This window comes from Bradyrhizobium sp. Y36 (assembly GCF_002531575.1).
GTDB lineage: Bacteria > Pseudomonadota > Alphaproteobacteria > Rhizobiales > Xanthobacteraceae > Bradyrhizobium.
In genome coordinates this window covers 1-19,835 of record NZ_NWTI01000025.1, presented here as the reverse complement: position 1 = coordinate 19,835, position 19,835 = coordinate 1, and the positions used below count along the sequence as shown (strand labels likewise).

Genomic DNA, 19,835 nt, shown 5'->3' with positions numbered 1-19,835 from the left:
TCAGCTCCCGCGCGGCGCCAGCAGCCGCAACAGATCGATCTCGGTCTCTGAGGCACGGCGGCCGATCATGGCGCGCTCCATGGAGTGGTCGGGGCCCTCGCGGAACCGCTGCATCATGCCGCCGCACATGATGCCCCAGCGCAGCGTGCCCATCACTTCCCAGAATTTCACGCGCGCCGGATCGACCTTGTGGCCCGCGGCCTCATAGCCCGCGAACAGGTCCTCGCGCGAACCAAAGCCGCCGACGGGCTTGTCGATCTCGCCGAACCGCCAGGAGTTGACGCAGACCCAGCCGAGATCCTCCATGGGGTCGCCGAGATGGGCGAGCTCCCAGTCCAGCACGGCGCGCACGCCATCGGCACCGATGATGAGATTGCCGTTGCGGAAATCGCCGTGCACCAGCGTCGTCTCGGTCGACGGGCCGGGATCGTGATCCCGGAGCCAGCGCAGCGCCAGCTCGAACACCGGCTTGGGCCAGTTCAGGCTGCGGTAATCGCGATCGAACTCGGAGATCTCCTGGGTCGCGCCGCGGCTGCGCAGCTCCGGCAGCTTGTCCTTTGGCAGGCGATGGAGGCCGGCGAGAATGCCGCCGATCTGGCGCGCCAGATGCGGCCGCGCTGCCGCGTAGTCGTCATCGCGGAGGATCTTGCGCGCGATGGTCTCGCCCTCGATCCTTTGCATGATGAAGCCGGTGCCGAGATTGTCCTCCGGCACCAGCACATGCAGCACGCGCGGCGACGGCACGCCGGCCTCGAAGGCGAGCTGCATCAGCTGCGCTTCGGCGGCCAGGCCCGCCGCGCGCGTCGGCGCGGCGCCATATCCCTTCGGCGAGCGCCGCAGGATCGCGCCGATCGCGCCATCGGGATGGGTGATGTCGAAGCGCCAGGTTTCCTGACTGGCGCCGCCCGACAATTTGGCCGCAGAGGTCGCGCCGGTCGCGCCTTTGCACCAGCGCTGGACGCTGCGGGAAAGCTCGGCTTCGATCATTTGCCTTTGAACTGCGCGGGCCGCTTCTCCAGGAACGCGCCGACACCCTCGCGGAAATCCTGGGTGTCGCCGGCGCGGAGCTGGCACTGGAATTCGAGGTTGAGCTGATCCTCGAAGGAATTTTCGGGACTGTCCCAATAGAGCTTGCGGATCAGCGACAGCGCCACCGTCGGGCCGCTGGCGAGATCGCGCGCGAGCTTCATCGCCTCTTCCATCAGCACGGCGTCGTCATAGACGCGGTTGACGAGGCCCCATTCCAGCGCCTTCTCCGCCGGCAACCGCTCGCCCATCAGCGACAATTCGATCGAGCGCGCCCGGCCGACGAGGCGCGGCAGCAGCCAGGTCGAGCCGCAATCCGGCACGAGGCCGATGCGGCGGAAAGCCTGGAGGAAATAGGACGAGCGCGCGCACAGGATCATGTCGCCGAGCAGCGCGAAGCTCATGCCGGCGCCGGCGGCCGGGCCGTTGACCGCGGTGATGATCGGGCAGTGCAGATTGCGGATGCGGCGCAGGAAGGGGTGAAAACCCGTCTCCAGCGTCAGCCCGGCCTTGGTCTTCTTCGACTGGTTGTTGCGCCCTTGCAGATTGGCGCCGGTGCAGAAGGCGCGGCCGGCGCCGGTCAGCACCACGCAGCGCACCTCGTCCTTCTTCTCCTCGATCGTATCGAGCGCTTCGGCAAGGCCGCCCAGCATGTCGACGGACACCGCGTTCATCACCTCCTGATGGTCGAGCCTGAGGATTGCGACCGAACCATCGAAATCGAGCGTGACGTGTTTGAACTGCATGGTTTCCTCGTCAGTTGCGGACTGCGTCAGTTTCGCAGACCGGAATTCGTTTTGTCGGGGCGCATATTTGATTTTTGGCGCGGTCTTGTCCATGGTGATCAGAGCATAGCAAGCAATCTTGCGCGCAGCGGCTGATGCCGCCTCACAGCAAGAACAGGAAACGCGCCATGAACCTTTTCGACCTCTCCGGCCGCGTCGCCGTGATCACCGGCGGCAATGGCGGCATCGGCCTCGGCATCGCGCAGGCGCTCGCGGGCCAGGGCTGTAACGTCTCGATCTGGGGCCGCAACGCCGACAAGAACAAGGCCGCCGCCGCGAGCATGGCGGGGCTGCCAGGCAAGGTCGATTCCCGCGTCTGCGACGTCACCGATCCGGCCTCCGTCAATGCCGCGATGAAGGCGACGCTCGATGTGTTCGGCCGGGTCGACGGCTGCTTCGCCAATGCCGGCATCGGCGGCGGCGGCCGCAGGTCCTTCATCGAGCGCACCGAAGAGGAATGGCGCACGATGTTCGCGACCAACCTCGACGGCGTGTTCCACGCCTTTCAAGCCGCGGCAAAACACATGACCGAGCGCGCCAATGCCGGCGATCCCTTCGGCCGGCTGGTCGCGACCTCGAGCCTCGCCTCGATCTTCGGCACGGCGCGCAACGAGCATTATGCGGCGACCAAGGCCGCGATCAACGCGCTGGTGCGCGCGCTCGGCGTCGAGCTCGCCCGCCACGGCGTCACCGCGAACGCAATCCTGCCCGGCTGGATCAAGAGCGACATGACCGCAGGCATCATGGCCAACGACAAATTCGTCGCCAACGTGATGCCGCGCATTCCGCAGCGCCGCTTCGGCGAGGCCTCCGATTTCGGCGGCATCGCGGTGTATCTGATGAGCAAGGCGTCGTCGTATCACACCGCGGATACGTTCGTGATCGACGGCGGCTATACGGCGTTTTGATTCTCGTAGCCCGGATGGAGCGAAGCGCGATCCGGGACGGCCAAAAGCAAGCAAGACCCGGATTTCGCTTCGCTCCATCCGGGCTACAACACTGAGGGAATGGGCAAATGTTCTCGCACATCATGATCGGCACCAACGATCTCGACAAGGCCAAGACGTTCTACGACAATTTGCTGAGCACGCTCGAGGTGCGGCCGGCCAGGGTCGACGGCCATCGCATCTTCTACATCACCAAGACCGGCGTATTCTCGGTGTCGAAGCCGATCAACGGCGAACCGGCAACCTGCGCGAACGGCAGCACGATCGGCTTTGCCTGCAATTCGCCCGAGCAGGTCGATGCCTGGCATGCGGCCGGCGTTGCGGCAGGTGCAAAATCGATCGAGGATCCGCCGGGCATCCGCCAGGGTCCGGGTGGCAAGCTCTATCTCGCATATTTGCGCGATCTCGACGGCAACAAGATCTGCGCGATGCATCGGCTGCCGAACTAGGCTGGCCACAACCACCGCTGTCATGCCCCGGCTTGACCGGGGCATCCAGTACGCCGCGGCGTCTCGATTTCATCACCGCAGCCTCTGGAATACTGGATCGCCCGCCTTCGCGGGCGATGACGGCGGAGAGTGCGGCGCGGGCGTGACCAGCGCGCGCCCGTTCAAACAACATTTCAAACGCCCTCGCGATATTCCATCGCATGGCATGGCCCCGCGCGAGAAAATACGCGCTCGCACTTTGGCGGCGCTGCGACTATTCTCCCGGCCAATTCGATCACAGCGTCACCGGGAGAAACAATGACAAAACACACCTACATTCCCCGCACCACCAACTACACCCTCAATCCCGGCGACGAGCTCAACGACCTGCGCATGTCGGACCAGGTCCGGCCGCTCTACGATCACGTCAAGAAGTTCATCCGCGACACCGTCGAGCCGATGTCGATCGAGTTCGCCAAGGCCGGCGAAGGCAAGGAAGACCGCTGGAGCTTCACGCCGAAGCAGCTCGAAGTGCTGGAGAAGGCCAAGAACAAGGCCAAGCAGGAAGGCCTCTGGAACTTCTTCCTGCCGGATGACGAGACCGGCCAGGGCCTGAAGAATCTCGACTACGCCTATATCGCCTCCGAGCTCGGCAAGAGCCCGCTGGCCTCGGAGACCATGAACTGCTCGGCGCCCGACACCGGCAACATGGAGGTGCTGGAGCGCGTCGGCACCAAGGAGCAGAAGGAGAAGTGGCTGAAGCCGCTGCTCAACGGCGAGATCCGTTCGGCCTATGTCATGACCGAGCCGAACGTCGCCTCCTCCGACGCCAAGAACATCTCGACGACGGCAAAGCTCGTCGGCGACGAATGGGTCATCAACGGCGAGAAGTATTACATTTCGGGCGTGGGCGATCCCCGCTGCAAGATCCTCATCGTGATGGTGAAGACCAATCCGGACGCGGCGCCGAGCAAGCAGCAGTCGCAGATCCTGGTGCCGCGCGACACGCCCGGCGTCGAGGTGCTCGGCCCCATGTATGTGTTCGGCCAGGACCACGCGCCGCGCGGTCACATGCACATGCGCTTCAACAACGTGCGGGTCCCGAAGGAGAACATGCTGCTCGGCGAAGGCCGCGGCTTCGAGATCTCGCAGCTCCGCCTCGGACCAGGGCGCATCCATCACTGCATGCGCACCATCGGCAAGGCCGAGAAGGCGCTCGACCTGATGGTGCAGCGTGGCCTCACCCGCGAGGCTTTCGGCAAGAAGATCGCCCATCTCGGCGGCAACATGCAGATCATCGCGCAGGCGCGCTGCGAGATCGAGGCGATGCGGCTGATGGTGCTGAAGGCCGCCAAGGCGATGGACGTGCTCGGCAACAAGGAGGCCCGCGTCTGGGTCTCCATGGTCAAGGCCATGGTGCCCGAGCGCGCCTGCAAGATCATCGACCAGGCGATTCAGATGCATGGCGCCACCGGCATTTCGCACTGGACGCCGCTCGCCGAAATGTACCAGGACGTCCGCCATTTGCGTTTTGCGGACGGCCCCGACGAGGTGCACTGGATGGTGGTGGGGCGCCACGAGCTGAGCATGGCGTAATCACAACTCGTCATGCGCGGGCTTGACCCGCGCATCCATCCAAGGGAGCATTTCTTCAGGATTGATGGATTGCCGGGTCAAGCCCGGCAATGACGACTTGCCCAGAGATCGTAGGGCGGATTGGCAAAGCGTAATCCGCCATTTTCCTTGCGCAATGGCGGATTACGCCTTCGGCTAATCCGCCCTACGAAGCTTCGTCCTCAAGGAGCCTTCATGCAGTACGCCGCCAGCGAGCTGACGCCACGCGAGCGCTACAAGGTGCTGACGTCCTTCATCCTGCCGCGGCCGATCGCCTGGGTGACGACGATCGGGCCAACCGGGGTGGTCAACGCCGCCCCGTTCAGCTTCTTCAACGCCTTCTGCGAGGATCCGCCGCTGTGCATGTTCGCGGCCAACCGCAAGCCTGACGGTCAGGACAAGGACACCTTCCTCAACATCCAGCGCACCGGCGAGTTCGTGGTCAATCTCGCGGATGAGCCGCTGGCTCGGGCGATGCACGAGAGCAGCGGCGACTTTCCGCCAGAGATCGGCGAGCCCGATTATCTCGGCCTGAAGCTCATGCCCTCGACGACAATCGCCGTGCCGCGGCTCGCCGACACGCCCTGGGCGATGGAGTGCAAGCTCTGGAAGCTGATCGACGTCAACGACGATCGCCGCCTTATCATGGGCGAAGGCCTCCACTTCCACATCCGCGACGAGCTGTGGGACGACGAGGCGATGCGGGTGCACATGGACCGCTATCACCCGATCGGCCGCATGTTCGCCGACCGCTACTGCCGCACCGACGACCGCGTGGTGTTTCCGGCGGCGGAAGGCGCGAAGACCAGATAACCGAACCCGGGAGCGCGACGATGCCGGAAGCCTTTCGCGACAACGAAGAGCGTGAGCGGTTCGAGCTCGACGTCGACGGGCCGATCGCCTTCGTCACCTACCGCAAGACCGACGGCGCGATCACGCTGGTGCACACCGAGGTGCCGCCGGAACTCGGCGGCCGCGGCATCGGCTCGAAGCTCGGCCGCGCCACGCTGGATGCGGTGCGGGCGCAGGGTCGCAAGCTGTCCGTCGAGTGCGACTTCATCCGCAACTTCATGCGCAAGGATCCCGGCTACAACGACCTCCTGGCGGAGGGCGGGGATGCGGACGCTGAGCCGCAGGCGAGCTATCGCGCCGGCTGCTTCTGTGGAGCTGTCGAGGTCGAGGTCACCGGCAAGGCGATGTTTTCGGGCTATTGCCATTGCGCCGATTGCCAGGCGTGGTCGGCCTCTCCGATCAACGCGTTCAGCCTCTGGAAGTCGGACAGCGTGCGCATCATCAAGGGCGAGGCAGAGCTCGGGACGTTCAACAAGACCGAGCATTCCCATCGGAAGTTCTGCAAGCGCTGCGGCGGCCACGTCATGACCGAGCATCCGCGAATGCGGCTGATCGACGTCTACGCCAATCTGCTGAAAGGATATCAACACCTGCCGACCCTGCACGCGAACTACGCGAGCAAGATGGTCTCGGTCAGGGATGGCTTGCCGAAATATGCCGACCTGCCCGCGGAACTCGGCGGCACCGGCGAGATGCTGCCGGATTGAGGCGCTGGGCAGCGAGCGGCAGGGCGCGCGCCTCGTCCTTCGAGACGGCGCTTACGCGCCTCTTCAGGATGAGGCTAGGCAGCATTTGCGCCCATTCAACTGCAGCCGCGCACTCCGCACCTCATCCTGAGGAGCCCGCCGAAGGCGGGCGTCTCGACGGATAGGCCGCAGGGAAATTACGTTGCAGGCGCGACCTTGTCCTGGGTCTTGGTGTCGAAATCGCCGGCGTCGTGGCGCTCGTGGAGCTGGCTGGCGGGATCGCCGGAGACGCGGTTGACCATGCGGCCGCGCTTGACGGCGGGGCGCTGCGCGATCTGGTCGGTCCAGCGCTGCACGTTCTTGTAGTCCTGCACCGACAGGAATTCGCCGGCGCCGTAGACCAGCCCCTTGGCGAGCGCGCCGTACCAGGGCCACACCGCGATGTCGGCGATGGTGTACTCCTTGCCGCCGAGATATTCATTGTCGGCAAGGCGCCGGTCGAGCACGTCGAGCTGACGCTTGGTCTCCATCGCGAAGCGATCGATGGCGTATTCGATCTTGAACGGCGCATAGGCGTAGAAATGGCCGAAACCGCCGCCGAGATAGGGCGCGCTACCCATCTGCCAGAACAGCCAGGACATCGCCTCGGTGCGGGCCTTGATGTCCTTCGGCAGGAAGGCGCCGAACTTCTCGGCGAGGTAGAACAGGATCGAGCCGGATTCGAACACCCGGATCGGCTCCGGCCCGGAGCGGTCCATCAGCGCCGGAATTTTCGAGTTCGGGTTGATGTCGACAAAACCGCTGCCGAACTGGTCGCCGTTGCCGATCTTGATCAGCCAGGCGTCGTATTCGGCGCCCTTGTGGCCGAGCGCCAGGAGCTCCTCCAGCATCACCGTGACCTTCACGCCGTTCGGGGTGGCCAGCGAATAGAGCTGCAGCGGATGCTTGCCGATCGGGAGCTCCTTGTCGTGGGTGGGGCCGGCGATCGGGCGGTTGATGCTGGCGAACTGCCCGCCATTCTCCTTGTTCCAGGTCCAGACCTTGGGCGGCACGTAGGCGGGGGTGTCGGTCATGCGGGGGCTCCGGCAGAAAGATGCGTCTGCATTAATTAGACCGCGATTGGCCGATGGCAAGCCCTATGAGGTGCATGGCCGGGCGCGGCATCTCACCGTTTCGTTATGGCAAGCCCCCTCCCCGTCATCCCGGGGCGCCCGCAGGGCGAGCCCGGAATCCATCGCGCCGCCAGGAATGCTCGGAAAAATGGATTCCGGGTTCTCGCTGGCGCGAGCCCCGGAATGACGACGTCAGGTCGGACGCCGAGCGACGCCTACACACAAGATGCCTTGCCGAATCCGGCATGTCATCGATCAGCCAGCGTCCCCCTGCTTTGCGAGCAAAAGCCAGAAAACGCGAGGGCTGCTCCGGAGATAGAACCATGAAATCGCCGATCTGCGACATGCTGGGCATCGAGTTCCCGCTGCTCGCCTTCAGCCATTGCCGCGATATCGTCGCCGCCGTCAGCCGCGCCGGCGGCTTCGGCGTGTTGGGGGCCACCGTGCACACGCCCGATACGCTCGAGCGCGAGCTGAAATGGATCGACGATTACGTCGACGGCAAGCCCTACGGCATCGACGTGCTGATCCCCGAGAACATCTCGACCGCGGGCGAGAAGGACGTCACCTGGAAGAGCCTGGAAGCGCGCGTGCCGCAGGAGCATCGCAGCTACACGCGCGATCTGCTGAAGAAATACGACATCGAGCTGACGACGACGGAGGTCTCAGCCGATCAGCCGCAGCCGTTCGACGGCAAGACGGCGCTGGAGCTGCTCGAGGTCTCCTTCAATCATCCGATCCGCCTGATCGCCAATGCGCTCGGCGTGCCGCCGAAAGCGATGATCGAGATGGGCAAGAAGCACGGCGTGCCGGTCGCAGCCCTGGTCGGCGCCAAGGAGCACGCGCTGCGCCAGGTCGCGGCTGGCGTCGATATCCTCGTGGTGCAGGGCACCGAGGCCGGCGGCCATTGCGGTGAGGTCTCGACCATGGTGCTGGTGCCCGAGGTGATCAAGGCGATCAAGCCGATCCGCGACGTGCCGGTGCTCGCCGCCGGCGGCATCATGACCGGCCGCCAGATGGCGGCCTGCATGGCGATGGGCGCGGCCGGCGCGTGGACCGGCTCGGTGTGGCTGGCCACCGTCGAGTCCGAGACCAGCGAAATCTTCCGCGAAAAAATGATCGCGGCGTCCTCGCGCGACGCGGTGCGCTCGAAGGGCCGCACCGGCAAGCCGGCCCGGCAGCTCCGCTCGGTCTGGACCGATGCCTGGGATCGCGCGGCCGAAAGCCCGGGCGCGCTGCCGATGCCGCTGCAGAGCATCATCAGCCGCGATGCCTTCAACTCGATCGACCGCGCCGCCGCGAGCGGCAATGCGCGGGCGCGCGATCTCGTCAGCTATTTCGTCGGCCAGGGCGTCGGCCTGATCGACAGCGTGAAGTCGGCCGGCGCCGTGGTGCAGGAGTTCAAGGAAGAGTTCGCCGAAGCCGTCGAGCACATGAATGCGCTGGTGGCGGAGTAGCTGTAGATCCTCATGGTGAGGAGGCGCACAAGCGCCGTCTCGAACCATGAGAGCCCGCGGCCCATCCTTCGAGACGCCTGCTGCGCAGTCTCCTGAGGATGAGGTCGGAGATTTCTGAGAGAGCAAAGAAGCAAGAACAATGACGACTGTTTCACCTGACCGCATCCCCGTCATCGTCGGCATCGGCGAGATCGTCGACCGCCCCAAGGAGATCACCGCCGGTCTCGAGCCGCTCGACCTGCTCGAACAGGCGCTGCGGCGCGCGGAGGCGGACGCCGGCGCAAAGCTGCTCGGCGAGGTGCAGTCGCTCGACGTCGTCAACTTCCTGAGCTGGCGCTATCGCGATCCGGAGCAGCTGTTGGCACAGCGCCTCGGCGTCTCGCCGACGCATTGCTATTACGGTCCGGTCGGCGGCGAGAGCCCGATCCGCTACATTCACGAAGCCGCCAAGCGGATCGCGCGCGGCGAATGCACGGTGGCGGCCGTCTGCGGTGCCGAGGCGCAGTCCACCGCAACCAAGGCGGAGCGTGCCGGCGCCAAGCTGCCATGGACGCCGTTCGCCCATGATGTCGAGGAGCCCAAGCGCGGCGCGGCGTTCCAGAAGCCGCTGGCGGTGACGCTCGGCGTGTTCCGACCCGTCACGGTCTATCCGTTCTACGAGGCCGCCTCCGCCGCGCATTGGGGCCAGACGCCGCGCGAGGCGATGGCGGAGTCGGGCACATTGTGGTCGCGCTATTCGGAAGCCGCCGCGCAAAATCCCAATGCCTGGCTGAAGCGACGCTACACGCCGGAGGAGATCACGACGCCGACGGCCGACAACCGCCTGATCGCCTGGCCCTACAACAAGCTGATGGTCGCCAACCCCAGCGTCAACATGGGCGGCGCCCTGCTGCTGACCAGCCTTGCCAAGGCGCGTGCGCTCGAGATTCCCGAGGACAAGCTGGTCTATCCGCTCGGCGGCGCCTCGGCGGAAGAGCCACGCGATTATCTGCTGCGGGATCAGTTCTACGAGAGCCATCCGCAGAACGCGGTATTGAGAGCGGCGATGGACCTTGCCGGCGGTGACGGCAAGAGGTTCGACGCCATCGAGCTCTATAGCTGCTTCCCCTGTGTACCCAAGATGGCGCGGCGGACGCTCGGGCTCGGCGCCGACGTGCAGCCGACGGTGACCGGCGGCCTCACCTTCTTCGGCGCGCCGCTCAACACCTACATGACACATGCGGCCTGCGCGATGGTGCGGCGTGTGCGCGACGGCGCGAAGCTCGGCCTGCTCTACGGACAAGGCGGCTTCGTCACCAAGCATCACGCGCTGGTGGTGGCGAAAACCGCGCCGCGCGCGGCGCTGGCGCAGGAAACCAGCATGCAAGGCGAAGCCGACCGCAACAAGCGCGCGGTGCCGGAGTTCGTCAGCGAAGCCGCGGGCAAGGGCAAGGTCGAGAGTTTCACGGTGCTCTACGGCCGCAGCGGGGATGTAGAGCACGGTGTGGTCATGCTGCGGACGGAAGATGATAGGCGCACGCTGGCGCGGATCCCGGCGAGCGATGGCGCGACGCTGGCGCATCTGCTCGATATGAACCGCACGCCGGTGGGATCGCTGGGCGAAATCACGATGGCCGCGGATGGTGCGCCGGCGTGGCGCGTGGCGTGATCTCGTAGGATGGGTTAGCCGAAGGCGTAACCCACCAGTGTTTTCATCGCGGAGAAAGAAGAGGTGGGTTACGCTGCGCGAACCCACCCTACGAGACTGCTTCAGCCCTTCGGCGCCTGCTTTTCCGATGCCGTCGCCGGCTTGCCCTTGGCGCCGACGACGCGCACAGCATCGCCGTCCGACAAGCCATCCGGCGGGGCCGTGATGACGCGATCGTCCGCGGCGATTCCCGAGGCGAGCTCGATCTCGCGGCCGAGGTCGCGGGCGATGGTCACGGGCTTGAACAGCACCTTGTCATCAGTCCCGACGGTCGCGACACGCAAGCCGTTGCTGTTGAAGATCAACGCGCTGGCCGGGATGCTGAGCGGGGCGGAATCGCGCTGCAGGTTGAGCTTCACGCTGGCATAGCCGCCGGGCATCAGCTCTCCGTTCGAATTGTCCAGCCCGAGCTGCATGCGCGTGGTGCCGGAGGCGACGTCGACGGCCTGCGAGGACGCCTCCACCGTCGCCTGGAAGGTGCGGTTCGGATATTCCGGCAACGTGATGACGGCCTTGGCGCCGATCTTGATCGCCGGCACATAATTCTGGGGCACGTTGACATAGACGCGCAGCTTGGTGATGTCCGAGACCACGAACATCGCAGGTCCCGAGCCGCCGCCGGCATTGATCAGCGCGCCCACATCGGTGTCGCGCGAGGTCACCACGCCGTCGAACGGCACCGTGATCTTCTTGTAGCCGGCCAGCGCTTCCAGCCGCTCGACATTGGCCTGGCCGGACTTGACCGCGGCGTTCTTGTTGGAGAGATCCGCGGTGCGCTCGTCGATCTCCTGGGCGGAGACGAAGTTTGAGGCGACCAGCGTCTTGCGCCGGTTCAACGTGGCTTCCGAGAGCCGCGCACTCGCCTGTTGGCTGGCGAGGTCGGCCCTCGCCTGCAGCAGCTGCTGGTCGAGGTCGGGTGCCTCGATCTCGGCGATCACTTGACCTGCCTTGACGCGCGCACCGATATCGGCGCTCCAGCTCTTCAGATAGCCCGAGACGCGCGCGAAAATCGGCGCGCGGTAATAGGCTTCCAGCCGGCCGGGCAGGTCGATGGTGGCGTTGAGCGCCTTGGCGCTCGGCAACGTCACCGCCACGCTCGGAATGGCCTGGTCGTCGGTCCATTCCCTCAGCTTGGAGCCCTGCTCCTCGCGGGCGCGGATGCCGGTGCCGACGACGAGGCCCGCCGCGATCAGCGCCACCACGCCGAAGATGCCCAGTTTCCGGTGCGAGACCGGCGAGCGGGGTTCAGTGGGCGACATGCGAGGTCTCCAAGGGGGCGGCGACTGTGGCGCCTTGTTTCTTGTGTACCATACTGAACACCACGGGAACAAACATCAGCGTGGCGAAGGTTGCGAAGATCAGGCCGCCGATCACGGCGCGGCCGAGCGGCGCATTCTGCTCGCCGCCCTCGCCCAGCCCCAGCGCCATCGGCGCCATGCCGATGATCATGGCGAGCGCGGTCATCAGCACCGGGCGGAACCGGACGAAGCCGGCTTCGAGCGCGGCCGCAATGGGGTCGCCGAGTTCGGCATAGCGCTCGCGCGCGAAGGAGATCACGAGCACGCTGTTGGCGGTAGCAACGCCCATGCACATGATGGCGCCGGTCAGCGCGGGAACCGACAGCGTGGTCCCGGTCGTGAACAGCATCCAGACGATGCCGGCGAGCGCGGCCGGCAGGGCCGTGATGATCACGAACGGATCGGACCAGGACTGGAAGTTCACAACGATCAGGAAGTAGATCAGCACGACCGCCCCGAGCAGGCCGAACAACAGGCCGGTGAAGGCGCCGTTCATGGTCTGCACCTGGCCGAGCAGCACCACGGACGAGCCCTTCGGCACCTCCTTGGCAGTGTCGGCGATCACCTGGCGGATGTCGGCGGCGACCGCGCCGAGATCGCGGCCCGAGGTCGTCGCGAAGATCTGCACCATCGACTGGATGTCGTATTGCGAGACCACCGCGCTCGAGGCCGAGCGCTTGATGTCGGCGATGCCACCAAGGATCGGTGACTGCGCATTGCCGGCCGCCGTGATCGGCAACGTCTGCAGCGCGCTGAGCGAATCGATCTGGTATTGCGGCGTCTGCATCACGATCGAATAGGACACGCCGTTGTCGGGATTGAGGTAGTAGGTCGGCGCGACCTGCGAGGAGCCGGCGAGATTGACCACGAGGCTGTTGGTGACGTCGCGTTCGGTCAGGCCGACATATTGCGCGCGGGTACGGTCGACATCGATGTTGAACGTCGGCGCGTTCGGGGATTGCTGGATGCGTGCGTCCGCCACTCCGGGGATCTTGCGGACCTTGGCCAGCAGGCTGTTGGCGTAGGCGAAGTTGCCGGCAAGATTGGCGCCGCGGATCTGCAGGTCGATCGGCGCCGGCGCGCCGAAGTTCAGGATCTGGCTGACGATGTCTGCGGGAAGGAACGCGAAGCTGACGCCGGGGAACAACCGCGGCAATTGCTCGCGCAGCACCTTCACATGCTCCTCGGTCGGCTTGTGGCCTTCCCTGAGCTTGATCTGGATGTCGCCGTCCTGCGGGCCGATCACGCCGGTGTTGTTGTAGGTCATGTTGATGCCGGAAATCGGCATGCCGATGTTGTCGGTCATGGTCTCGATCTCGCCCGGGATCAGCTTGCGCACGGCCTTCTGCACGTCGGCGAGCTGGTTGGCGGTCTCCTCGACGCGCGTGCCGACCTGCGTGCGGACATGCATCAGGATGTTGCCGGCATCGACCGCGGGGAAGAAGTTGCGTCCGAGGAACGGCACCAGCGCGAACGACGCGCCGACGACACAGAGAAAGCCGATCACGAACACCGCGCGGTGCGCCAGCGCGAGGCCGAGCAAGTCGTGATAGAAACCGCGAATGCGCTCGAACCGCTTCTCGAAGCCGCGCTGGAACCAGACCAGCGGATTGCGCGACTTCGGCGGCTCGCCCTCGTGATGGACGTGGGCGTGCAGCAGATAGTTCGCCATGGTCGGCACCAGCGTGCGCGACAGGATGAACGACCAGATCATCGCGAACATCACCGCTTCCGCCATCGGCACGAACAGGAAGCGCGCAACGCCGGTGAGGAAGAACATCGGCACGAACACGATGCAGATGCACAGCAGCGAGACGAAGGCCGGCGTCACGATCTGGTTGGCGCCGTCGAGGATCGACTGTTCGACCGGCTTGCCCTGCTCCAGATGGTAGTTGATGTTCTCGATGGTCACGGTGGCGTCGTCGACAAGGATGCCGACGGCGAGCGCCAGCCCTCCGAGCGTCATGATGTTGAGCGTCTCGCCGATCGCCGACAGCATGATGATGGCGCCGAGCACCGAGAGCGGGATCGACACCGCAATGATGATGGTCGAGCGCCAGCTGCCGAGGAACAGCAGGATCATGACGCTGGTGAGCAGCGCCGCGATCACGCCCTCGATGGCGACGCCCTGGATCGCGCCGCGGACGAACACCGACTGGTCGCCGATGAAGCCGATCTTGAGCGCGTCGGGGAGCTGGTCCTTGACGTCGATCACCTTCTGCTTGATGCCGGCGATGATGTCGAGCGTGGAGGTCGCGCCCGCCTTCAGCACCATCATCAGCACCGAACGGTTGCCGTCGACATGGACGATGTTGGTCTGCGGCGGGTTGCCGTCGCGCACGGTGGCGACGTCGCGCACATAGACCATGGCGCCGTTGACGGTCTTGATCGGCAGGTTGCCGAGCTCGTCGATCTTCAGCGGCGAGTTGTTGAGCTGGATGTTGTATTCGAACTGGCCGATCTTCTGGGTGCCGACCGGCGTGATCAGGTTCTGCGCGGCGAGCGCATTGGCGACGTCCTGGCCTGATAGCCCGCGGGCCTGGAGCGCGGTGGGATCGAGATCGATCTGGACCTGCCGCTGCTTGCCGCCGAACGGATACGGGATGGCCGCGCCGGGCACGGTGACCAGCGGCGTGCGCAGATTGTTGATACCGATGTCGGCGAGATTCTGCTCGGTGAGGCCGTCGCCCGACAGCGCCACCTGGATGATCGGCACGGTGGAGGCGGAGTAGTTCAGGATCAAGGGCGGCGTCGCGCCCGGCGGCATCTGCTTGATCAGCGTCTGCGAGATCGCGGTGACCTGCGCGTTGGCGGTGCGGATGTCGACATTGGGCTGGAAGAAGATCTTGATGATGCCAAAGCCGTTGTAGGAATTGGCGGTGATGTGCTCGATGTCGTTGACCGTCGTCGTCAGCGCACGCTGGAACGGCGTCGTGATACGGCCGGACATCTGGTCGGGCGGCAGGCCGGTGTACTGCCAGACCACGCCGATCACGGGAATGCGGATGTCAGGGAAGATGTCGGTCGGGGTCCGCAGCGCCGCGAGCGGTCCGATGATCAGCAGCAGAAGCGCGAGCACGACGAACGTATAGGGCCGGCTCAAGGCGATACGGACCAGAGCAATCATGCGCCAGGCAAATCCAGGTCAAACGAGACTACGGAAGCCGCCCCCACGGCGATCCCCATTCCCCTTTACCCGAGCACCGCCGGAAACGCTAATAACCAGAACTATCCTGCATTCAATTCCCTGCTACCGCACTGCGAAACGGACATCACAGCCATGCGGCAGGCCGTCCTCAGGCGGCGCGGACCGTGTCCAGGAACTTGCCGACCTCGAGCTTGAGGCGATTGGAATCTCGGGACAGCATCTGCGCTGCCGACAGCACCTGGGACGAGGCTGAACCGGTCTCGCTGGCGCCGTGCTCGACCTCGCCGACATTGGCCGACACCTGTTGCGTTCCCTGAGCCGCCTTCTGCACGTTCCGCGCGATCTCCTGGGTCGCAGCGCCCTGCTCTTCGACGGCCGCCGCGATGGCCGAGGCGATCTCCGACAGACGTCCGATCGAGCCGCCGATGTCCCGGATCGCGCCGACGGAGTCCTGGGTGGCCGCCTGTATGCCGGTAATGTGCTGGGAAATCTCCCCGGTTGCTTTTGCCGTCTGCTCGGCGAGCGCCTTCACCTCGGACGCGACCACCGCGAAGCCACGGCCGGCATCGCCCGCACGCGCGGCCTCGATCGTGGCGTTGAGCGCCAAGAGGTTGGTCTGGCCGGCGATCTGGTCGATCAGCTCGACGACGTCGCCGATCCTGGAGGCCGCTCGCGACAATTCGCCGATTCTGTCGTTGGTTCGTCCCGCCTGGCCGACCGCCTCGTTGGCCATCCGGGCCTGGTCCTGGACCCGTCGGCTGATCTCGTTGACGGAGGACGAGAGCTGCTCGGTCGCCGAGGCCACCGATTGGACGTTCGAGGATGCTTCGTCCGACGCGGCTGCCACCACACCCGCCAATTGCTGTGCGCGCTCTGCAGTCGTATTCAGCGTGCCCGCCGAGGCTTCGAGCTCGGTCGACGCTGAGGACACCGTTTCGATGATCTCGCCGATGGCGGTCTCGAATGCCCCGGCGAGACTGTGCATGTCGGCCTTGCGCTGCTCGGCGGCGATCCGATCCTGCGTGATCTTGGCCTCGGCTTCCGCGCGTGCCTTCTCTTCGGCCTTGACCTTGAAGGCTTCGACCGCGTGCGCCATGTCGCCGATCTCGTCCTTGCGGCCGAGGCCGGGCAGGACGATGGAGAAATGGCCGGCGGCAAGTTCGCCCATGGCGCCCGTCAGGGCAGACAGCGGGCGCAAGATCCGCGAAAACGCGACCCAGAAGCTGAGCAGCGCCAGCGCGACGCTCGCAAGGAGGATCCCACCGCTGGCAATCAGATTAGACGTGCTCCTTGCGGCAAGGCCGGCGGCTTCCCGATCCGCATCCGCGGCGATGGCCTGACCAAGCTTGAGGATCGCATCGATGGCGCTCGTGGCGCTCGCTACATAGTCGTTGCCCGAGATTTTGTATTCGCCCGTCCTGCCGTCACCAATCACGTCTCCGCGCAGCGAACCGTAAGTGCCGAAGTATTTCTGCTCCACGTCCTTGATCGCCTTGCCAAGGTCCGCCGAGACATCGGCGCGCTGGGCGACAGGGGAGATGGTCTCCCAGGCGAGATCGACATGACCGCGGAACCCGGACATCACGCCGATGCCGTCCGCGGTAAGTTTCGCACGGGCGCTGATCAGGCCCCCGAGGAAGGCTCGCTCGCGGCCGGCATTCTCGGCCATCTCCGCGGTGAGATGACGAAGCCCGACAAGCCGTGTCATCGCGGCCGACGGCGAATCGGTCAGCGTCTCCAAGGTCAATCGCAGCCGGTTGGCGGCGACCTCGATGAGCTCGGTCAAGGCCGGAACGACGGCCCTGACGACGGCGGGATCGCGCTCGGCTCTCGGCTTGACCAGATCAGCGTCAACCTTGCGGCGCAGGCTCTCGACTCCTTCAAGAACGCGCTCGGCATCCGCAATGTTGGTTTCGATGGATTTCAGCGCGGGCAGGCCGCGCAGGCGCTGCGCGGCATCGTGGAACGACCGACCCGAAGCTGTACGGACCCGATCGATCTCGGCGCGGCGATCTGCAGCGATGGCCTCGGGCGCGTTGAGCGCCGCGTTGGTCATTCCCCGCTCCAGAGCCCATTGCCCCGCACTGTGCAGCAGCTGTTGCGATATGCCGTTGAGCTCGACGAAGGCGTTCGCCTCCTGTCGGTCGTGATAGGCCCCGAAGGCAGTGTAACCGGTGGCGGCCACTCCCATCAGGGCGAGAGCCGAGACAATCAGAGGCAGGATCGTTCCAATTCGCAAATGCACGGCTCGCCGTCCTATCGTGGGCAACAAATAAAAAGCAGCATTTCCGCGAAGCAATAGTCGGCCTAGGCAACTTGGGATTGACTCACGTCAAAGATCTTCGCCGAACCTCGCCTCCAGTGCGATTCATCGATCGTATGACTATCGAATCGTTACCTGCCAAGTGCCGCGCAAGCAGCAACCAAGCTGCGATCGGAGCGATCGCAGCTTGGTTGTTCGTCATGCGAGCTTAGCTGAACCCGCAGCTACGCGGCGCGGACGGAATTCAGGAACTTGCCGACCTCGAGCTTGAGACGGTTGGAATCGCGCGACAGCATCTGCGCCGCCGACAGCACCTGCGAGGACGCCGAGCCGGTTTCGGAGGCGCCGCGCTGGACGTCGCCGACATTGGACGACACCTGCTGAGTGCCGTGGGCGGCCTGCTGAACGTTGCGGGCGATCTCCTGGGTTGCAGCACCCTGCTGCTCCACCGCTGCCGCGATCGCCGACGATATTTCGGACAGACGCGCGATCGTGCCGGAGATTTCGCTGATGGCGCTGACCGATTCCTGCGTCGCGGCCTGAATGCCGCCGACCTGCTGGCCGATCTCGCCGGTGGCCTTGGCCGTCTGCTCGGCGAGCGCCTTGACCTCGGAGGCCACGACGGCAAAGCCGCGACCGGCCTCGCCGGCCCGTGCCGCCTCGATCGTGGCATTGAGCGCCAGCAGATTGGTCTGGCCGGCGATGGCATTGATCAGTTCGACGACATCACCAATTCGGGACGCGGCGCGCGACAATTCGCCGACACGTTCGGTGGTGGCTTGCGCTTGATTGACGGCATCGCCCGCAATCCGTGAGGAGTCCTGCACCTGGCGGCCGATCTCGCGCACCGAGGACGACATCTCTTCGGCGGCGGAGGCGACCGAGTGGACGTTGGAGGAAGCCGCTTCCGAGCCGGTTGCGACCGCCGTTGCCAATTGCTGCGCCCGACCCGCAGTCGAGGACAGCGTCGAGGCCGAAGCCTCGAGCTCGGTTGCGGCCGACGACACGGTCTCGACGATCTCGCCGATCGCGGCCTCGAAGCCGTCGGCAAGCTTGGTCATGTCGGATTTGCGCTGGGTCTCGGCGCGGCGCTGTACCGCCTGCACCTCGTCGCGGCTGAAGCGGATGATGGTCTGCACGGTCTGAAGGTTGCGCAGCGCCTCGCCGATCTCGTCGTCGCGCTCGATCACGATGCGGTTGTCGAGCTTGTCCTGCACGAGATTGACCAGGATCTCGTTGAGCCGCTGCATCGGCTCCTGGATCGCGCGCATGGTTGAGAGGCCCGCAAAGCCGACCATGGCGGTGCCGACGACGGCCAGTGCCGCCAGGATGAGGCTGGTCGAGCCGCTGGTGGAAAGCGCGCCGACGATGCCGAGCGCGAGCATGAATAGCCCCTGGAGCACCATCGTGGTGACGAGGCGCGCCTTCAGCGTGCCGGTGAAGAGGCTGAAGCGGTCGAGCCACGAGCGGCGGCGGATGATGCCGGCGTCGATGCGATAGCCATGCGACTTCTTCTCGCGGATCGCCGCGTAGACCTCTTCAGCGAGCTTGCGCTGGTCGGCCGGCAGCTTCGTGCGGATCGAAGTATAGCCCTTGACCTCGCCGTTCTCACGAATCGGAGAGGCCGTCGCCAGCACCCAATAGAAGTCGCCGTTCTTGCGGCGGTTTTTCACGGCGCCGAGCCACGGCTTGCCGGCCTTCAGCGTGTCCCAGAGATTGTCGAACGCCTCCGGCGGCATGTCGGGATGACGGACGATGTTGTGCGGCTGCCCCATCAGCTCCGCCGACGTGAAGCCGGCGGCCGCGATGAAATCCTCGTTGAAGAAGCTGAGCTTGCCCTTGAGATCGGTCCGCGAGACGATCAGCGTTTCGTCGCTGACGGGATATTCTAGATCGGTGACGGGAAGATTCTTGCGCATCAGGCTCCCCAAAAGATGGAATGCAATATCGATTATTCAAACGGGATCGTCGCCAACGCGAAGCTGCCCTCGCCTCGATTGTCGTTAATCCGATTTAACCATCAGTGAAAGGCGCCACCCGTAACACCACGGGCGATCCCAGAGATTGCTACCTGCGGGCGATATCATCGCTGCCGCAAAAACAGAACGAGCGGCGCTTTCGGCGCCGCTCGTCGTTTGGCCGGTGCAGGTTCAGGCCGCGCGGACGTTGGTCAGGAACTTGCTGACCTCGCTCTTCAGCCGGCCCGAGTCGTTGGACAGCATCTGTGCCGCAGACAGCACCTGCGAGGAGGCCGAACCTGTCTCGGTCGCGCCACGCTGCACGTCGGTGATGTTGGAGGAGACCTGCTGGGTGCCTTGCGCGGCCTGCTGCACGTTGCGGGCGATCTCCTGCGTCGCCGCACCCTGCTCTTCCACCGCGGCGGCGATCGTCGACGAGATCTCGGACAGACGCTCGATGGTCGAGGAGATCTCCTTGATGGCGCCGACCGATTCGTTGGTCGCCGCCTGAATGCCGGAGATCTGCTGGCCGATCTCGCCGGTGGCCTTCGCGGTCTGCTCGGCGAGCGCCTTC

General features: G+C 65.2%; 14 protein-coding genes and 1 pseudogene. 7 read left to right on the top strand and 8 right to left on the bottom strand.

The window, feature by feature from the left end; translation table 11 throughout:
* Together CO669_RS30395 and CO669_RS30390 are read right to left on the bottom strand one after the other, a co-directional pair.
* Positions 1-987, bottom strand: a complete 987-nt coding sequence (locus CO669_RS30395) for a phosphotransferase family protein (protein WP_097665536.1) — start codon at positions 985-987, stop codon at positions 1-3.
* Entirely contained in the window at positions 984-1,772 is a 789-nt protein-coding gene (locus CO669_RS30390; protein WP_097665692.1) for an enoyl-CoA hydratase/isomerase, read from the bottom strand. The genes CO669_RS30395 and CO669_RS30390 overlap by 4 nt, the downstream gene beginning before the upstream one ends.
* Positions 1,773-1,939: 167 nt before the next feature.
* On the opposite strand from CO669_RS30390, the gene CO669_RS30385 reads away from it, so the two are divergent.
* The 5 genes from CO669_RS30385 (at position 1,940) to CO669_RS36670 (ending at position 6,359) form a co-directional block, all read left to right on the top strand.
* Entirely contained in the window at positions 1,940-2,719 is a 780-nt protein-coding gene (locus CO669_RS30385) for an SDR family NAD(P)-dependent oxidoreductase (RefSeq protein ID WP_097665690.1), read from the top strand.
* A 107-nt stretch (positions 2,720-2,826) separates the two neighbouring features.
* Positions 2,827-3,207 carry a VOC family protein gene (locus tag CO669_RS30380; protein WP_097665529.1) on the top strand — a complete coding sequence of 127 codons (381 nt, stop codon included), beginning with the start codon at positions 2,827-2,829 and terminating at the stop codon, positions 3,205-3,207.
* A 297-nt stretch (positions 3,208-3,504) separates the two neighbouring features.
* A complete protein-coding gene (locus CO669_RS30375; RefSeq protein ID WP_097665525.1) occupies positions 3,505-4,782 on the top strand; it encodes an acyl-CoA dehydrogenase family protein in 1,278 nt (425 codons plus the stop codon).
* Positions 4,783-4,995: 213 nt separating this feature from the next.
* Complete coding sequence (locus CO669_RS30370) at positions 4,996-5,613, top strand: flavin reductase family protein (RefSeq protein WP_097665522.1); 618 nt, start codon at positions 4,996-4,998, stop codon at positions 5,611-5,613.
* 20 nt (positions 5,614-5,633) lie between these two features.
* On the top strand, positions 5,634-6,359 hold the full coding sequence (locus tag CO669_RS36670) for an N-acetyltransferase (protein ID WP_502694531.1): 726 nt from the start codon (positions 5,634-5,636) through the stop codon (positions 6,357-6,359).
* A gap of 176 nt (positions 6,360-6,535) precedes the next feature.
* Here the strand turns inward: CO669_RS36670 and yghU are convergent, their stop codons facing one another.
* A complete protein-coding gene (gene yghU, locus CO669_RS30360) occupies positions 6,536-7,411 on the bottom strand; it encodes a glutathione-dependent disulfide-bond oxidoreductase (RefSeq protein WP_097665517.1) in 876 nt (291 codons plus the stop codon).
* 362 nt (positions 7,412-7,773) lie between these two features.
* On the opposite strand from yghU, the gene CO669_RS30355 reads away from it, so the two are divergent.
* Together CO669_RS30355 and CO669_RS30350 are read left to right on the top strand one after the other, a co-directional pair.
* Positions 7,774-8,907: a nitronate monooxygenase gene (locus tag CO669_RS30355; RefSeq protein WP_097665502.1), complete on the top strand. Its 1,134-nt coding sequence runs from the start codon at positions 7,774-7,776 to the stop codon at positions 8,905-8,907.
* 139 nt (positions 8,908-9,046) lie between these two features.
* Positions 9,047-10,555: an acetyl-CoA acetyltransferase gene (locus CO669_RS30350; RefSeq protein WP_097665456.1), complete on the top strand. Its 1,509-nt coding sequence runs from the start codon at positions 9,047-9,049 to the stop codon at positions 10,553-10,555.
* A 101-nt stretch (positions 10,556-10,656) separates the two neighbouring features.
* Here the strand turns inward: CO669_RS30350 and CO669_RS30345 are convergent, their stop codons facing one another.
* The 5 genes and pseudogenes from CO669_RS30345 to CO669_RS30325 all read right to left on the bottom strand — a co-directional run.
* Positions 10,657-11,853, bottom strand: a complete 1,197-nt coding sequence (locus CO669_RS30345; RefSeq protein WP_097665442.1) for an efflux RND transporter periplasmic adaptor subunit — start codon at positions 11,851-11,853, stop codon at positions 10,657-10,659.
* On the bottom strand, positions 11,840-15,019 hold the full coding sequence (locus CO669_RS30340; RefSeq protein WP_097665437.1) for an efflux RND transporter permease subunit: 3,180 nt from the start codon (positions 15,017-15,019) through the stop codon (positions 11,840-11,842). The genes CO669_RS30345 and CO669_RS30340 overlap by 14 nt, the downstream gene beginning before the upstream one ends.
* A 169-nt stretch (positions 15,020-15,188) precedes the next feature.
* Positions 15,189-17,285: a methyl-accepting chemotaxis protein gene (locus CO669_RS30335; RefSeq protein WP_245444583.1), complete on the bottom strand. Its 2,097-nt coding sequence runs from the start codon at positions 17,283-17,285 to the stop codon at positions 15,189-15,191.
* 242 nt (positions 17,286-17,527) lie between these two features.
* Positions 17,528-19,222: a methyl-accepting chemotaxis protein gene (locus tag CO669_RS30330; RefSeq protein WP_097665429.1), complete on the bottom strand. Its 1,695-nt coding sequence runs from the start codon at positions 19,220-19,222 to the stop codon at positions 17,528-17,530.
* Between the two features lie 231 nt (positions 19,223-19,453).
* Positions 19,454-19,835, bottom strand: a pseudogene (locus CO669_RS30325) (methyl-accepting chemotaxis protein); the annotation flags it as partial.

Coding starts and splice junctions, on each gene's coding strand:
- CO669_RS30395 (WP_097665536.1), bottom strand. CDS start 987: ATGATCGAAGCCGAGCTTTCCCGCAGCGTCCAGCGCTGGTGCAAAGGC.
- CO669_RS30390 (WP_097665692.1), bottom strand. CDS start 1,772: ATGCAGTTCAAACACGTCACGCTCGATTTCGATGGTTCGGTCGCAATC.
- CO669_RS30385 (WP_097665690.1), top strand. CDS start 1,940: ATGAACCTTTTCGACCTCTCCGGCCGCGTCGCCGTGATCACCGGCGGC.
- CO669_RS30380 (WP_097665529.1), top strand. CDS start 2,827: ATGTTCTCGCACATCATGATCGGCACCAACGATCTCGACAAGGCCAAG.
- CO669_RS30375 (WP_097665525.1), top strand. CDS start 3,505: ATGACAAAACACACCTACATTCCCCGCACCACCAACTACACCCTCAAT.
- CO669_RS30370 (WP_097665522.1), top strand. CDS start 4,996: ATGCAGTACGCCGCCAGCGAGCTGACGCCACGCGAGCGCTACAAGGTG.
- CO669_RS36670 (WP_502694531.1), top strand. CDS start 5,634: ATGCCGGAAGCCTTTCGCGACAACGAAGAGCGTGAGCGGTTCGAGCTC.
- yghU (WP_097665517.1), bottom strand. CDS start 7,411: ATGACCGACACCCCCGCCTACGTGCCGCCCAAGGTCTGGACCTGGAAC.
- CO669_RS30355 (WP_097665502.1), top strand. CDS start 7,774: ATGAAATCGCCGATCTGCGACATGCTGGGCATCGAGTTCCCGCTGCTC.
- CO669_RS30350 (WP_097665456.1), top strand. CDS start 9,047: ATGACGACTGTTTCACCTGACCGCATCCCCGTCATCGTCGGCATCGGC.
- CO669_RS30345 (WP_097665442.1), bottom strand. CDS start 11,853: ATGTCGCCCACTGAACCCCGCTCGCCGGTCTCGCACCGGAAACTGGGC.
- CO669_RS30340 (WP_097665437.1), bottom strand. CDS start 15,019: ATGATTGCTCTGGTCCGTATCGCCTTGAGCCGGCCCTATACGTTCGTC.
- CO669_RS30330 (WP_097665429.1), bottom strand. CDS start 19,222: ATGCGCAAGAATCTTCCCGTCACCGATCTAGAATATCCCGTCAGCGAC.